This window comes from Bacillus sp. FSL W8-0629, assembly GCF_038593225.1.
GTDB lineage: Bacteria > Bacillota > Bacilli > Bacillales > Bacillaceae > Bacillus > Bacillus altitudinis.
Map to the genome: position 1 here is coordinate 2,887,427 of NZ_CP151975.1, position 14,207 is coordinate 2,901,633.

Here is a 14,207-nt window from a genome sequence, read left to right on the forward strand (position 1 = left end):
TAAATAAATGTTTTAATATTCGTTTATACGCAATTAAAAACTATATCACAGAACGCTCTTTTACGCAAAATATTTTTTAATTTGGTTTAGATCAGTTCAAAAGGGGGAATACCTGAAAACAAGAATGCTTTCTAGTATTCCCCCCTAATTTGAGAGGCATGAGTCCAGATGGATTGATGCCTTTTTTTTATTTTAAGATAGCAGGTGCTTCTTCTTTCACTTGTCTATTCTGTAAAAAACGCTGGATTCTTGAAAGTGATTCTTGCAAGTGATCGAGTGACGACGCATATGAACAACGAATATGTCCTTCACCACTTGGACCGAATACATTTCCAGGGACAACCGCTACTTTCTCGCTAAGCAGCAGCTCCTCAGCAAATTGTTCTGAAGTCATGCCTGTGCTTTTAATGGACGGGAAAGCGTAAAACGCTCCGTTTGGCTGGTGGCAAGTGAGTCCAAGTTCATTGAGAGAGCCGACAAACAAATTACGGCGCCTTCTGTAGCTTTTCTTCATTTTCTCCACATCTTCAAGTCCATTTTTTAATGCTTCTTCTGCGGCATATTGTGCCATAGCTGGTGCACACATCATAGAATATTGATGTATTTTCAGCATGGCATCACGGAGGACTGGCGGTGCTGCCACATATCCTAAGCGCCACCCCGTCATAGCGAACCCTTTGGAAAAGCCTGAAATCAAAATCGTTCTTTCCTTCATATCTTGAATCGCCGCCACACTCGTAAAAGCTTCATCGTACGTCAGCTCTGCATAAATCTCATCCGTAATAATTAAAAGATCATGCTCCTTTGCAAACTGAGCAATATCTTCAAGCTCTTCTTTCGAGTAAACAGACCCTGTTGGGTTTGATGGAGAGCATAGCAAGATGGCTTTTGTTTTCGGCGTCAGCTTCGTACGAAGATCAGCAGAATCGGCTTTAAAATCTTTTTCAGCCGATGTACTTAAATAAACCGGTACACCGCCCGCAAGTGTCGTCAGAGCCCCATATGCGACGAAACAAGGCTCTGGGATGATTACTTCGTCCCCGTTGTTTAAAATGGCGCGAAAGGCCAAATCAAGCGCCTGGCTGCCGCCAACGGTAACAATGAGTTCTTCTTCTGGACTGTACTCAATGTGAAACCGCTTATATAAATAATGACTCAATTCTTTTCGCAAAGAGAGCAGCCCAGCATTTGCTGTATAAGAGGTCAGTCCTTGCTCTAAAGACATAATACTGGCTTCTCTCACATTCCAAGCTGTCACGAAATCCGGTTCGCCGACCCCGAGGGAGATAACCCCTTCCATTGTGGCTGCCAAATCAAAGAATTTCCGAATACCTGACGGCTGAATGCTTTGTACCGTTTCAGATAAATAAGACTTTTTCATTTAAGGAGACACCACGATTCTTTTGTCATCGTCCCCTGTTTCAAAGACTTTCCCATCATGCTTATATCTTTTCAAAATAAAGTGGGTAGTGGTTGAAACAACAGAATCAAGTGTCGATAATTTTTCAGATACAAAGCGGGCGATATCAGACATGGATCTTCCTCTGATCACAACAGATAAATCATACACGCCTGACATTAAATACACGGACTCCACTTCTTGGAACCTGTAAATGCGTTCAGCAATTTCATCAAAACCGACGCCTCTTTTTGGGGTCACTTTCACATCAATCATCGCTGTAACGCCTTCGTGTCCGTCTACTTTTCGCCAGTCAATCATGGTCGAATAATCAATAATGACTTTTTGATCTTCGAGCTTTTGAATAATGGCTTCTGCTTCTTCTGATGTCACACCTGCCATTTTTGCAATTGTATTTAAATCGGCGCGGCTGTTTTCATCTAAAATCTCTAATATTTCAGTTTCTTTTTCGGTTAGTTTCATTGATTTCACACCTCTGATTGTAAAAAGCTAGTTTTAAAAAATCTTCTGAACATTATAGCACGTTTTTCCCATTATGCTAAGCAGGGAAAAGATTCTAATCGTAGCTTAAAATCCACTTTTTAGGGTACAATACAGTCACCTAACAGAGAGTGAGTATCAAATATCGGAGTTGATGAGTGTGGACATTGTACAGCCATCCTATATGAAAAGTAAATTCGGTTTAGATATCTATTACGAACACTATCCAAATGAAGGTAAGAAGACATTGATTTTGATTCACGGCCTTTTCTCATCTACCTTCAGCTATCGAAAGCTCATCCCGCTTCTGAAACAAGACTTCAATTTAATTGCGATTGATCTGCCTCCATTCGGGCAGTCCGAAAAATCAAATACGTTCATTTACAGCTATCGCAACATGGCAAAAATCATCATTGAACTAGCTGGTTATTTGCAGATTCAGCATGCGATCCTCGTGGGGCATTCCATGGGGGGACAAATTGCTTTATATGCTGCCTCTGAGCGTCCCGACCTATTTGAAAAAGCCGTTCTTTTATGCAGTTCAGGGTATATGAATAAGTCCAAAAAGTCGCTTGTTTACAGCACTTATATTCCTTATTTTTATCTCTATTTAAAAAGAAAGTTGTTCAAGCAAGGTATTATGAAAAATTTAACCGCTGTTGTGCATGATCATTCGATTATTGATCAAGAGATGGTCGACGGATATTTAAAGCCTTTTTCAGATGACCAAATTTTCAGAGGTATTTTTCGTTTGATTCGGCACAGGGAAGGCGATTTAGCGTCGGATGTCTTAAAGAAAATGGAGACACCTGTCCTGCTGATTTGGGGGGAGGAAGACCGGATCGTTCCTATTCAAATTGGCGAAAGACTGCACAAGGATCTACCGCATTCAACCTTTCACGCATTAAAAAAAACCGGGCACCTCATCCCTGAGGAAAACCCGGTCTTTGTGTCTGATCAAATTGGTCATTTCAGCCTGTCTTAAAACGAGCAGGAGCTACCTTCTCTTATGACAAAAAGCTGATTTGCGATATGCTGACAGCTTTCCATCGGAAGAAGCTGATCAAATGAGTGATGGTAAATGGCTTGAATGTCTTTCGCGAAAGATAACGGGTCTTCTGCGTCGTATAAGGCACTGATGACGTCAGCAGGCTCCGTTTCGTAAAAGTCCTCTCCATACTGAAAAGGGTCCCATGCCTTAATGATTTGAATCATCTCTTCTACAGCTTGACTATCTTTCATGGGGATCACCGCTTATAATAAATTTTGTGATGTTTATTTTAGCACAACCAAGAGTGGTTGAAAAACGGCTAGAGGTGGGTTTCATGAATTTCGACGAACAGATCATACGTAAAGGTTCAAAATCAGTCAAATGGGATCAAGCAGAGTCTTTGTTCCTGACAACAGATGCGCTGCCAATGTGGGTAGCAGATATGGATTTTAAAGCGCCCCAAGTCGTGCTTGATGCTTTAAAAGAACGATTAGATCACGGCGTATTTGGCTATGCATTTCAGGATCAGGAAACGCAGCAAGCAGTAGCTGACTGGCTCAAAAGAAGACACGGTTGGACGATACAAACAGATGCCGTCACTTTCACACCAGGTATCGTGACAGCACTTAGTTTTGCGGTACAAGCCTTTACAGCTCCGAATGATGAAGTGGTCATTCAGTCACCGGTGTATACGCCCTTCTATCAAATGATTGAAAGAAACGGACGTATCGTCTCAACCAATCCTTTAAAAATAGAAAACAACCGTTACATGATGGATTTTGATGATCTAGAGAAAAAATTAAGCAGACCAGAAGCAAAGCTGATGTTTCTTTGTCATCCGCATAATCCTTCAGGGAGAGCTTGGTCAAAAGAGGAATTAAAGCGTGTAGGAGACCTATGTGTACAGTACGGTGTCACCGTCGTGTCAGATGAAATTCATTCGGATCTGATGCTTTACGGACAGCCGCATGTGCCTTTTGCCAGCCTTTCTGATGAGATAGCTAACATCACGGTAACGTGTATTGCACCGAGTAAAACATTTAATTTAGCTGGTCTTCAGGCATCTGCCATTATCATTTATGATGAAGAAAAAAGAACCCTTTTCACCAATGAATTGCAAAGAAATGGATTGTCCAAACTGAATGCCTTTGCGATTCCTGCCATGGAGGCGGCCTACCGCCACGGAGATGAGTGGCTTGATTCACTTGTTCTTTACCTCGAAAATAATATGAAGATCGCAATGGATTATATTGATGAATATCTGCCGAGCATGCGTTATATGAAACCAGATGCTTCTTATCTATTGTGGCTGGATATTCGTGATTATGAACTCACTCAAGCAGAATTGAAACGTAATCTGCTGAAAAAGGGCAAGGTCATACTAGAGCTCGGAAACGTATATGGGCACGAAGGAGACGGCTTTATTCGAATGAATCTAGGCTGTCCTGCCGGAACAGTAAAAGAAGGTCTGAAGCGCCTTCATCAAGCATTCACTCTATCATCCGAATAAAACCATTTCTATCAAAAGAACATCCTAACGGGTGTTCTTTTTAAAGAAAAAAACCCTCCTATTATCATATCTACTTTGTACATGAAATGATATAATGAGAGGAATTACAATTATTTACGAGGAGAGCATTTAAATGGAAATGTTCAAGGATTTTCTGCTCCATGTATCTTTTATTCTATTTCCAATCTTTTTATATCATGCACTATGGCTAAGCCGGACCCCTGCTCATTTCCCTAAAACGAATAAACTGCTCATCACCATATTTGCATCCATTTCATCAGCACTATGTATTATGTATCCAGTTGGTTCGATTTTAGATTTGCAGACTGGGCTTCAATCGATTCCCCTTGTACTGGCTATTTTATACGGGGGATATACCGCCGGAATCGTTGCTATCTTAGTTAGTTCAACCGTAAAGTTCGTGATGTATGGCTCTTTTTTATGGGTTGGATTGATTGTTGTACCGATTTACTTTTTCATTCCTTTCCTGCTTTACCGGAAATGGCGCCAATATTCTAAGCAGAGAAAGCTGTTATACGGAGTCCTAATTGCGTTATCAAAAGGGATGTTTATTTACATTGGACTGCTTGTGGTCAGCTTAATTGAGTACAGCCCTGCATTCATTATGCAACAAAAGCTGCTCGAATTATTTTTCTCAACTCTTTACTACATATTCTTTCTTGTGCTGAGTATTTATTCCATTGAGTTTGTGAAAGAGAATGCGCAAATGAGAACACAGCTTGTCCAATCAGAGAAACTGACGATTGTGAGTGAACTTGCAGCAAGTGTCGCCCATGAAGTCCGCAATCCACTGACGGTGGTGAGAGGATTTATCCAACTGCTCTTTTCAAGTGACAATACGAAAGAGCCGTCAACCAATAAAGATTATAAAAATCTCGTTTTATCTGAACTTGACCGTGCGCAGGATATTATTACGAGCTATCTTGATATTGCGAAACAAAATTATTATCAAATTGAGTCTCTCAATTTATCTAAATTACTTGAAGAGTGTGCATCGCTGATGACATCCTATGCGAATTTTAAGTCGGTCACGATTCATCAATCGATTGAACCAGACTTATACATCCAAGGTGATGAAACGAAAATCAAACAAGTCATGATTAATTTAATCAAAAATGCAATCGAAGCAGCGCCCGAACACGAAGGTAAAATCGAACTGTTTGCTTCAAAAGAAAATCATCGAATCTGCCTTTATTTCGTTGATAACGGTGTAGGCATGTCAGAAAGTCAAATGAAAAAGCTTGGTGAACCCTATTACACATTGAAAAATAAAGGAACAGGGCTTGGATTGACAGTGACATTTTCCATCATTGAAAATCATCATGGAACCATTCGTTTCAAAAGCTCATTGCAGTCTGGTACAACAGTCACCGTGAAGTTTCCTGAAGATACAAGAAGAAAATGATCAATCCATTTTTTTTGTCCTTTTTTCATCGATCTGCTCCTGCTTCTTAGAAGCACGAACGATCAGACGAAAGCAAATAAATGCAGCAGCAAAGAAAAGCACCGTCGTGATTGCCGCAGGGATATACTCCCTTTTATCTTCAGGAAAATACAGTAGAAAGAATATGATGAACGACATGTTCCGCTCTTCCCCCCCTTTTGCTCGTTTACTTCACTATATTGGCTAAAAGAAAGGAAATACCTTCTTATGCGAAGGAAATGGAGGAATTTCATATGACAGACATTCAGATTGGACAAATCGTGAAAGGTTTTTACAAAACAGGTGTTTACATTGGGGAAGTGACAGCCGTTAAACCATCTACTTATCTCGTTCAAGTAAAAGCGGTTTTAACACACCCCACTCAAGGTGACCTGCATCATCCAAAAGAAGCGGACGTACCTTTTTTTCAGGAAAGACGGGCTTTGGCCTTTAGGGAACAGACGAACATCCCTCATCATATGGTCAAGCCTTATGATGGCGACATCCCTGATTATCAAGTATCACTGAAAGACGCCGTAGACAAATTGAAAAAAGGGCTCAGTGCGGATGATTCCAAGTGGGCTGAAAAATCAAGAGCGTGCCTCTCTTCTCTTGAAAAAGATTATTTTCCAGAAGACGCCCGCTAATCTGCCGAATCAAAAAAGTGAGAGAAGTCAATGAGTTCACCAATTTTGGTTGTTTGCGGATTTTCCACATAGGATCGATCTTTTTCAAAAAGGGTGAACAGCTGATAAGTGGTCATGGCATCATCGAGTGCTTTATGATGCTTACCAGCTCCTTCACTGCCGTACTCCTTAGCTGCTTTCCGAAGTCCTGTGAGTGTTCTATCACCAAAAAAGGTTTTATATTCAAAAGCCAGATCCCTTTGATTCCCCTTAAAAGGAAAGCCAATATGATTGAGCATACAGTTTTGCTTCAGTACCTTCATGTCCATATTTCCCCATGTGATAATCTCACAGTCTTCTCCCCCATCGAGTGACACGAGCTTCTCGATAAACGCCTCAAAAGAAATCCCGCTTTCTACATCCTGCTGCGTAATGCCAAGGAACGATTTACAGCGCTTTGTCAGCTTCGGGAACTTTTTCGGTTTGACATAGCTTGAGAATGTGTCTATGATCGTTTCATTTGATGCTTTAACGACACCGGCCTCAATGATTTCCGGGAAAAAATTTTGGGGATGATATTTCCCATCAGGCATCGTAAATTCAAAATCGACCACAAGCAGCGTCTTCTGTTCCATCAGTCTCACCCCACTTTCTCGTCTGTTTTCCATCCTGCTACTATTATATTAAGACGGACTTTGAAATCACTTCATTTTCGTGAAAATAATGCAGATTCACTATGCCCAACCTATTCATCAGATGAAAGATCGTTTATTTTCCTTTATAATTATTAAGGAACACGAAATAAATAAAGAAGGTGGTCTTTATCACAAACAGGAAGAAAAACTTGTACATCATGTGGTTTGTGAACTTTTTTGTATCTGCCAGCATTACAATGATCGTCCCTTTTTTATCACTTTACATAGAGTCTCTTGATAGCAGTTATTCGAATGAATTTGTTCAAAGATGGAGCGGCTATGTCTTTGGGGTTACGTTTTTAACAGCCTTTCTCATTTCTCCAATTTGGGGACGGATTGGTGACCGGCATGGCTATAAAAAGATTTTGCTCATTAACGGCATTGGGATTGCAACAAGCATTTTATTAATGGGGCTTGTTCAAACCGTTTATCAACTATTTGCGTTAAGGCTTTTCATGGGGCTTGTGACAGGCTTTATTTCGACTTCGATGGCACTGATTTCTGCACAGACCGAAAAGGCAACAGCCGGTAAGACCCTTGGTACGATGCAGATGAGTAATGTCGCCGGAGGGTTATTCGGTCCATTAATGGGCGGATTTATGGCAGACAGTGTCGGATTCATTTATACATTTTTCTTAACAGCTGCTGTCATATATGTGTCAGCGATTGTCATTATCTTCGGTGTGAAAGAACAGCCGATCCGTTCAAAAGAAGCAAAACGGGTTTCTTACTCACGGAAGGACGTCCTTGTCCATATTTTCAAACAGCCTTTACTTGTCGTCACCATGCTTCTCACATTTATTACGCAAGTCGGGAACTTTAGTATTCAGCCGCTTTTAGCCTTGTACATTCATGATTTACACGGCCCAGTCAATCTTGCCTTTTATGCAGGTCTGGCGTTTTCTGCAACCGGGCTTGGCAATTTGCTGTTTACACGGAAATGGGGAGATCTTGGAGATCGTATTGGTCACGATAAGGTGCTGCTTGCCCTTCTCATCCTCTCCTCCATTTTATTTATCCCGCAAGCGATGGCAGATTCCTACGGGATGTTAGTGATCTTCCGTTTCTTATACGGGATGGCACTAGGCGGCATCATTCCTTGTACGACGGCCTATATTCGCATCAAAGCGCCGGCCTCTATGCAAGGGGAAGTGCTTGGTTACAATGTCAGCTTCCGCTTTCTTGGAAATGTCGTCGGACCCGTCATAGGTGGCATTGTGGCGAGTCATTACGGAATTCCAGCTGTCTTTTATGTTACCGCAGGCATTTTCCTTTTCGGGGCATTATTTTTATGGGCGGTCCGCTCACAATCAAAGACAAAAGAGAGGAGTGTCTGATCCATCATCAGATACTCTTTTCTTCTGTCTAAATGCCTTGTTTACTAGACTTCACGTCTATTCTTTTCTAAAAATAACCTTCTCGTAATCGCAAAAGAATGGTACGATATGGCTAGAAATCCGAAGAAAGTGAGTGACCTCATGTTTCGTGCAATCATTGGTTGGTTATTACTTGCTGCCCTCATCCCATTATTTGTTCTGACTTTTTATCTATCAAAGGAAGAAGCCGCAAGTGTAAAACCTGTTAACGAAGTGCTTGATCAAAAAATCAAGCTGGAAAAGGTAGACTTTTCCCAAAACAGTTATATGTATGATCGAGATGGTTCTCTTATCTCTGAGATCGTATCAAACGATGAGAACCGTGTTTTCGTGAAGTACGATAAAATTCCTGATTCCGTCAAGGAGCTGTTCCTCCGATCAGAGGATCGCAACTTTTATGACCATAAAGGCATTGACTTTATGGGCGTGATTCGTGCCCTTGCCGCAAATGTGAAAAACCATGGCATTAGCCAAGGCGCTAGCACCATCACACAACAGTTATCCCGTAATTTATATTTAAGTCATGAACGTTCATTCAGCCGAAAGTTTACAGAACTGCTCTATTCCTATGAGCTCGAGCGAAAATTTACAAAAGAGGAAATTCTCGAAAGCTATTTAAATACGATTTATTTCAGTAACGGGGTTTACGGTGTCGGTTCTGCGGCTAATTACTATTTTGATAAGCCGCTTAGTTCTTTGACGCTTGCACAGATGGCATTTATTTCTGCGATTCCTAACAACCCTACGCTGTATGACCCATTGAAACAATTCAAACATACAAAGAAACGCCAGGAACGGCTGCTTGGTATTTTAGAAAAAGATGGTGTCATTACTAAGAAGCAATACAAAAAAGCAGTGAAAGAAAAAATCAGCTTGTCCTTAAGTGAAAAGAAAAATCTTTACCCTGACTATGTGACCTACGCCAATGAAGAATTTACCGATCTGGTGTCTGATCAGGAAGGCTTTACAAAACGATTGAAAAAAGCCAAAACAGCTGGCGCAAAAAAGGCAATTCAAAAAGAATTATCAGAAAAGGTCAGTGCATTGCTTCAAGATGGTGTGAAGATTTATACAGCACTAGACCCTTCCTTACAACAAAGAGCGGTCTATCAGCTCAATGCACAATTGCCTTATCAAGGTGTGGAAGGCGGTTCAGCAGTCATTAACCACCAAACCCATCAAATCGTCGCACTTGCTGGCGGGAAGAATTATAAAAAGTTTGATTTCAACTACGCCTATCAAGCGCAAAGACAACCAGGTTCCGCCATTAAGCCGCTGTTAGATTATGGCCCTTATATTGATCAAACCGGTGCCACGGCATCAAGCAAAATCAGTGCCGGCAAGTTTTGCAGCAGTGGATATTGCCCGCAAAACTATAATCATAAAACGTATGGAACTGTAACACTTGAAACAGCCTTTAAGAACTCTTACAATACACCAGCGATTCGTATGCTTGATACAGTCGGTGTCAAAAAAGGCTTCAGCTATTTAGAAAAGTTTTCATTCGAACATATTGTCGCAGATGATTACCGCCTCCCTTCTGCACTTGGAGGATTTACAAAAGGCTTCTCGCCGCTAGAAATAACCGATGCATATACCGTGTTTGGCAATCAAGGTGCCTATACGCGAAACCACTCCATTACAAAGGTCACAGACTTAAACGGCAAAACCCTTTACAAGTGGAAAGAGTCGCCGAAGCAAATCTATTCTCAGCGTACAAATGAAACAATGCGCAAGCTACTTGCCTCTGTTGTGAAAAGTGGAACAGGGAAAAAGGCGAATTTCAATTCTCCTTACATTGGGGGAAAAACAGGGACATCCAATGACTACAAAGACATTTGGTTTGTTGGCCTGACAGATCAATACACAATGGGTGTATGGGTAGGAAGAGATAGAGGAACCGTTGAATCTATTTATAGTTCAAGTCCGCACTTACGTATTTGGAAACAAACTATGCAATACGCTAGATAAACAGGAGGTTTGATTGCGATGCATTCAACACAACCCTCTCACTTCATTTTATTTGACGGTGTCTGCAACGTGTGCAGTGGTGCTGTTCAGTTTATCATCAAGCGCGACCCGAATGAGCGGATGATGTTTGCTTCTTTACAATCAGATACAGGGCAGCGTATTTTAAAAGAAAACGGCTTGCCTTTAGATGAGTTCAATTCATTCATTTATATTGAAAATGGGACCCTTTATATGAAGTCAACAGGCATCTTAAAAGCCGCGCGGCATTTAAAAGGGATATACAGATGGAGCTATTTACTCCTCGCGATCCCTCGACCAATCCGTGACTGGTTTTATCAACTCATTGCAAAGAATCGCTACAAATGGTTTGGTCAAAAAACATCCTGTATGATGCCTACACCTGATATTCAGAAGCGGTTTCTTCCATAAAAAAAGCATCCTCCATCATCGGAGGATGCTTTCTTTCGTCTGATTAAGCTGGCAGACTCGCCATCACACTGTTATAAAGCTTAATAAATAAGTACAAAATGCCGATCAAAAACGTGGCCCAAAACAGCAGATTAAACATCATAAACCCAATTAAATTCAGCATGGAAAGTGATTGATAAATGCGTACCACAACCCAGATAAAATAGACGAGACTTGCTAAAACAAAAAGTCCAACAAGCAAAATGAGCTGCTGCGTCAATAGAAATGCAAGTAAGCTGGCAAACAAATAGACAACCGATGCAATCCGAATTTTCTTTAAGTTCTCCCCTTCAGGGTCCTTTGCAAAAAAGAGCAGCGCCAACTCTAACACCGTATCTGCAATGAGTTTTAAAGCAGATAAAATCATAAAATAAACAAGTGCAAATGCGGCAAATAAAGCAAGACGAATGCCCTGTTCAGAGAAAAATTCCAGCATTCCTTTTAAAATCCCTGCTTGGGTCAAGAAGTCAGTCGTGATACCTACTGTAAAAATAGAAAAGGCAGAGCTGAATAGCAAAATTGAAATCAGCGGAAAATATCCAGTCAAATATGTATTTTTCATAAATAGATCCTTTCTCATAAGCTCATTTTTATTATGGCTCACTTAAAACGGATTGACAAGATGCTTTCCAAGTAAACTGGAATCTAAATCAAATTTGTGATTTTGCACGTACATTCCTTCACAAACTTACATTTTCCCGTTAAAGTATTACTATTACGAAAAAATTGCGCGTTAGGGGTATACTCGTGAAAAAAACTTTAAGACTGCAAACACGGCTGACGATCTTTGTCTGTATTGTTGTCCTGATCTCCCTCTGTATCACATTCTTTACGATCTGGTCAGAAACAGCCAAAAATATTCATCAGCAGGAACGTGATATCGCCCTCTCCACTGCCAAAATGGTCGCAGAGGCTCCGATCACAGCAAAATCATTGGAAAAAGATCAATCATATACAGCACTGCGAAAATATACAACAAGTGTTCAGCGTATTACCAAAACCGAATTCGTTGTCGTCATGGATATGAACGGTATCCGCAAAACACATCCGAATCCGCAAAAGATTGGGAAGCGATTTGCTGGCGGTGATGAAAAACCGGCATTACAGGGTAAAGAACATATTAGTACCGCATCTGGAACACTTGGCAAGTCCATGCGTGCCTTTGTTCCTGTTTATAACCAAGATGGCAAGCAGCTCGGGGCTGTGGCAGTTGGGATTACATTAAAGGAAATTGATTTAATTATTCATCAAAGCCTGCTCCCGCTCTACTTTGTCACATCGCTAAGCCTTTTATCTGGCATTATCGGTGCACTCATTGTGGCACGTAAAGTAAAGAAGATTATGTTTGGACTAGAGCCAGATGAAATTGCCACATTATTAAAAGAACGAAGCGCTATGCTAGAATCAACAAAAGAAGGCATTCTTGCCGTCGATCAGCACGGTAAAATCAAGCTGGCAAATGCAGAAGCTAAACGTCTTTTTCATAATATGGGCATTATGGTTGACCCTAGAGAACAAGATGTACAGGCCCTTCTTCCTTCAAGCGGCTTAAAGCAAGTAATCGAAACACGGAAACCGCTGCTTGATCGCGATGTCAGAATGAACGGACTGGAGCTGGTCTTTAATGAGGTGCCGATTACGGTAAAAGGAGAAATTGTCGGAGCAATCGCAACCTTCCGTGACAAAACAGAAGTCAAACACCTGGCTGAGCAGCTGAGCGGGGTGAAGATGTATGCCAATGCACTTCGTGCCCAGTCACACGAATTTATGAACAAGCTTCATGTCATTTTAGGATTGGTCCAGCTAAAGAACTATGATGACCTTGGCACCTATATTAAAGATATTGCAATTTATCAGCAGACAGAAACAAATGAAATCATCAACCATGTGAAAAACTCAGTCTTAGCCGGGTTTTTACTAGGAAAACAAAGCTACATCAGAGAACAAGGCGCATCTTTAGAAGTCAATTGCAGTACACAGGTACCAAACTCGGAGGACCCAGCAGTCACACATGACCTTATTACGGTCATCGGTAATCTGTTAAATAACGCACTCGATGCCGTTTCCCATACAGAGAACAAAAATATCTCCATCTCATTCAGATATGTCCAAGAGCAGCTTCATATTGAAATTACAGACACAGGGGTCGGTCTGACAAAAGAAGAACAGGACATTATGTTTGATCAAGGCTTTTCAACAAAAGGAGAAGACAGAGGATTTGGCCTTTATTTTGTTGACCAAAGCATCAAAAAACTGAACGGACATATGATCGTCACAAGCGAAAAAGGAGAAGGAACGACCTTTAGTCTCCGTATTCCATATAAACAAAAGGAGGATTCACATGATTAATGTGTTGATCGTAGAAGATGACCCAATGGTCGGGGAGCTGAATAAACGCTACTTGACCCAAATAGAAGGATTTGAATTAAAAGGGATTGCCACCTCATTTCAGAAGGCACTAGACATCTTAAAATCAGAAATCATTCACCTTGTATTGCTTGATATTTATATGCCTGGACAAAATGGGCTCGCCCTATTATCAGAAATTCGTGAGAAAAATCATTCCGTTGACGTCATCGTCATTTCAGCTGCAAATGAAGTGGATGTCGTACAGCAAACGATGCGAAACGGAGCTGTCGACTATTTAATCAAACCTTTTGAGTTTGAACGCTTCCAATCAGCACTGGCAGAATATAAAAGAAAACATGCCCTATACCAAACGATGAACAGCATCTCTCAAAATGATTTAGACGCGAAGCTTTTTCATAAAAAAGCAGAGGCGGAAAAAGTCCTGCTGCCAAAAGGCTTAACGAAGAGCACACTCAAACTCATCTGGACAAGCATTCAATCATTCGGTCAGCAGGCTTTCACGACCGAAGACCTAGCCAATCATACTGAAATCTCCCAAGTTTCAATTAGAAAATACTTGAAATTTCTTGAGGATATCGAAGTGGTTGATGTGGAGATGGCATACGGGACAATCGGCCGCCCTGTTTTCCAATATAAACTGAATACAAGCAACATGAATTTGATTCAGCAATATCTTTAATTTGACACATCTGACCTTTCACAAAGGCCAGATGTTTTTTTATGGCATACGATGTCACAAACCCCTTGATATCAGTGGTTCCACTGTAGTAGAGCACATCATAAAAGCGGCATTATATCATATTTCAGCACATAAAAAGACATCGAATTTAGCCTTTTAACATTTTTTTAAAAATAA

General features: G+C 40.9%; 15 protein-coding genes. 9 read left to right on the plus strand and 6 right to left on the minus strand.

All coding sequences use genetic code 11. The annotated features are described in order from the left end of the window. Positions 1-187: 187 nt before the first annotated feature. Together NSQ17_RS15075 and NSQ17_RS15080 are read right to left on the minus strand one after the other, a co-directional pair. Positions 188-1,381, minus strand: a complete 1,194-nt coding sequence (locus tag NSQ17_RS15075; RefSeq protein ID WP_024719718.1) for an aminotransferase — start codon at positions 1,379-1,381, stop codon at positions 188-190. Continuing rightward, the gene (locus NSQ17_RS15080) at positions 1,382-1,882 is read right to left on the minus strand and encodes an Lrp/AsnC family transcriptional regulator (protein ID WP_007500517.1); all 501 of its coding nucleotides are present in this window, start codon (positions 1,880-1,882) and stop codon (positions 1,382-1,384) included. 178 nt (positions 1,883-2,060) lie between these two features. Between NSQ17_RS15080 and NSQ17_RS15085 the strand changes: the two genes are divergently transcribed. Continuing rightward, positions 2,061-2,885: an alpha/beta hydrolase gene (locus NSQ17_RS15085; protein WP_017358960.1), complete on the plus strand. Its 825-nt coding sequence runs from the start codon at positions 2,061-2,063 to the stop codon at positions 2,883-2,885. Here the strand turns inward: NSQ17_RS15085 and NSQ17_RS15090 are convergent. Then, on the minus strand, positions 2,882-3,142 hold the full coding sequence (locus NSQ17_RS15090; protein WP_045034535.1) for a YugE family protein: 261 nt from the start codon (positions 3,140-3,142) through the stop codon (positions 2,882-2,884). The two genes, NSQ17_RS15085 and NSQ17_RS15090, sit on opposite strands and share 4 nt — an antisense overlap. Before the next feature lie 83 nt (positions 3,143-3,225). On the opposite strand from NSQ17_RS15090, the gene NSQ17_RS15095 reads away from it, so the two are divergent. Both NSQ17_RS15095 and NSQ17_RS15100 read left to right on the plus strand, forming a co-directional pair. Next, positions 3,226-4,401: a MalY/PatB family protein gene (locus NSQ17_RS15095; protein WP_342467564.1), complete on the plus strand. Its 1,176-nt coding sequence runs from the start codon at positions 3,226-3,228 to the stop codon at positions 4,399-4,401. 133 nt (positions 4,402-4,534) lie between these two features. Continuing rightward, positions 4,535-5,827, plus strand: a complete 1,293-nt coding sequence (locus NSQ17_RS15100; RefSeq protein WP_008345807.1) for a HAMP domain-containing sensor histidine kinase — start codon at positions 4,535-4,537, stop codon at positions 5,825-5,827. Here NSQ17_RS15100 and NSQ17_RS15105 read toward each other — a convergent pair whose 3' ends face one another. Further along, on the minus strand, positions 5,828-6,004 hold the full coding sequence (locus NSQ17_RS15105) for a hypothetical protein (RefSeq protein ID WP_008345810.1): 177 nt from the start codon (positions 6,002-6,004) through the stop codon (positions 5,828-5,830). Positions 6,005-6,099: 95 nt separating this feature from the next. On the opposite strand from NSQ17_RS15105, the gene NSQ17_RS15110 reads away from it, so the two are divergent. Then, positions 6,100-6,492: a kinase-associated lipoprotein B gene (locus NSQ17_RS15110; RefSeq protein WP_017358956.1), complete on the plus strand. Its 393-nt coding sequence runs from the start codon at positions 6,100-6,102 to the stop codon at positions 6,490-6,492. On the opposite strand, the gene kapD is transcribed toward NSQ17_RS15110, so the two are convergent. Then, positions 6,489-7,106 (minus strand): 3'-5' exonuclease KapD, encoded by a 618-nt coding sequence (gene kapD / locus NSQ17_RS15115; protein ID WP_008345814.1) that lies wholly within the window; start codon positions 7,104-7,106, stop codon positions 6,489-6,491. The genes NSQ17_RS15110 and kapD overlap by 4 nt on opposite strands. Positions 7,107-7,324: 218 nt before the next feature. On the opposite strand from kapD, the gene NSQ17_RS15120 reads away from it, so the two are divergent. The 3 genes from NSQ17_RS15120 (at position 7,325) to NSQ17_RS15130 (ending at position 10,942) form a co-directional block, all read left to right on the plus strand. Further along, a complete protein-coding gene (locus NSQ17_RS15120; RefSeq protein ID WP_220482436.1) occupies positions 7,325-8,503 on the plus strand; it encodes an MFS transporter in 1,179 nt (392 codons plus the stop codon). Positions 8,504-8,611: 108 nt separating this feature from the next. Beyond that, a complete protein-coding gene (locus NSQ17_RS15125; RefSeq protein ID WP_017358954.1) occupies positions 8,612-10,513 on the plus strand; it encodes a transglycosylase domain-containing protein in 1,902 nt (633 codons plus the stop codon). Positions 10,514-10,531: 18 nt separating this feature from the next. After that, entirely contained in the window at positions 10,532-10,942 is a 411-nt protein-coding gene (locus tag NSQ17_RS15130) for a thiol-disulfide oxidoreductase DCC family protein (protein WP_017358953.1), read from the plus strand. A gap of 43 nt (positions 10,943-10,985) precedes the next feature. Here NSQ17_RS15130 and NSQ17_RS15135 read toward each other — a convergent pair whose 3' ends face one another. After that, positions 10,986-11,543 (minus strand): YufK family protein, encoded by a 558-nt coding sequence (locus tag NSQ17_RS15135; protein WP_017367952.1) that lies wholly within the window; start codon positions 11,541-11,543, stop codon positions 10,986-10,988. Positions 11,544-11,728: 185 nt separating this feature from the next. Between NSQ17_RS15135 and malK the strand changes: the two genes are divergently transcribed. Together malK and NSQ17_RS15145 are read left to right on the plus strand one after the other, a co-directional pair. Next, positions 11,729-13,330 (plus strand): malate sensor histidine kinase MalK, encoded by a 1,602-nt coding sequence (malK, locus tag NSQ17_RS15140; protein ID WP_058336863.1) that lies wholly within the window; start codon positions 11,729-11,731, stop codon positions 13,328-13,330. Continuing rightward, positions 13,323-14,030 (plus strand): response regulator, encoded by a 708-nt coding sequence (locus NSQ17_RS15145; protein ID WP_024719723.1) that lies wholly within the window; start codon positions 13,323-13,325, stop codon positions 14,028-14,030. Before malK ends, NSQ17_RS15145 begins: the two co-directional genes overlap by 8 nt. The last annotated feature ends 177 nt before the right edge of the window (positions 14,031-14,207 follow it).

Coding starts and splice junctions, on each gene's coding strand:
- NSQ17_RS15125 (WP_017358954.1), top strand. CDS start 8,612: ATGGCTAGAAATCCGAAGAAAGTGAGTGACCTCATGTTTCGTGCAATC.
- NSQ17_RS15135 (WP_017367952.1), bottom strand. CDS start 11,543: ATGAAAAATACATATTTGACTGGATATTTTCCGCTGATTTCAATTTTG.
- NSQ17_RS15100 (WP_008345807.1), top strand. CDS start 4,535: ATGGAAATGTTCAAGGATTTTCTGCTCCATGTATCTTTTATTCTATTT.
- NSQ17_RS15110 (WP_017358956.1), top strand. CDS start 6,100: ATGACAGACATTCAGATTGGACAAATCGTGAAAGGTTTTTACAAAACA.
- kapD (WP_008345814.1), bottom strand. CDS start 7,106: ATGGAACAGAAGACGCTGCTTGTGGTCGATTTTGAATTTACGATGCCT.
- NSQ17_RS15130 (WP_017358953.1), top strand. CDS start 10,532: ATGCATTCAACACAACCCTCTCACTTCATTTTATTTGACGGTGTCTGC.
- NSQ17_RS15120 (WP_220482436.1), top strand. CDS start 7,325: ATGTGGTTTGTGAACTTTTTTGTATCTGCCAGCATTACAATGATCGTC.
- NSQ17_RS15095 (WP_342467564.1), top strand. CDS start 3,226: ATGAATTTCGACGAACAGATCATACGTAAAGGTTCAAAATCAGTCAAA.
- NSQ17_RS15090 (WP_045034535.1), bottom strand. CDS start 3,142: ATGAAAGATAGTCAAGCTGTAGAAGAGATGATTCAAATCATTAAGGCA.
- NSQ17_RS15145 (WP_024719723.1), top strand. CDS start 13,323: ATGATTAATGTGTTGATCGTAGAAGATGACCCAATGGTCGGGGAGCTG.
- NSQ17_RS15075 (WP_024719718.1), bottom strand. CDS start 1,381: ATGAAAAAGTCTTATTTATCTGAAACGGTACAAAGCATTCAGCCGTCA.
- NSQ17_RS15080 (WP_007500517.1), bottom strand. CDS start 1,882: ATGAAACTAACCGAAAAAGAAACTGAAATATTAGAGATTTTAGATGAA.
- NSQ17_RS15105 (WP_008345810.1), bottom strand. CDS start 6,004: ATGTCGTTCATCATATTCTTTCTACTGTATTTTCCTGAAGATAAAAGG.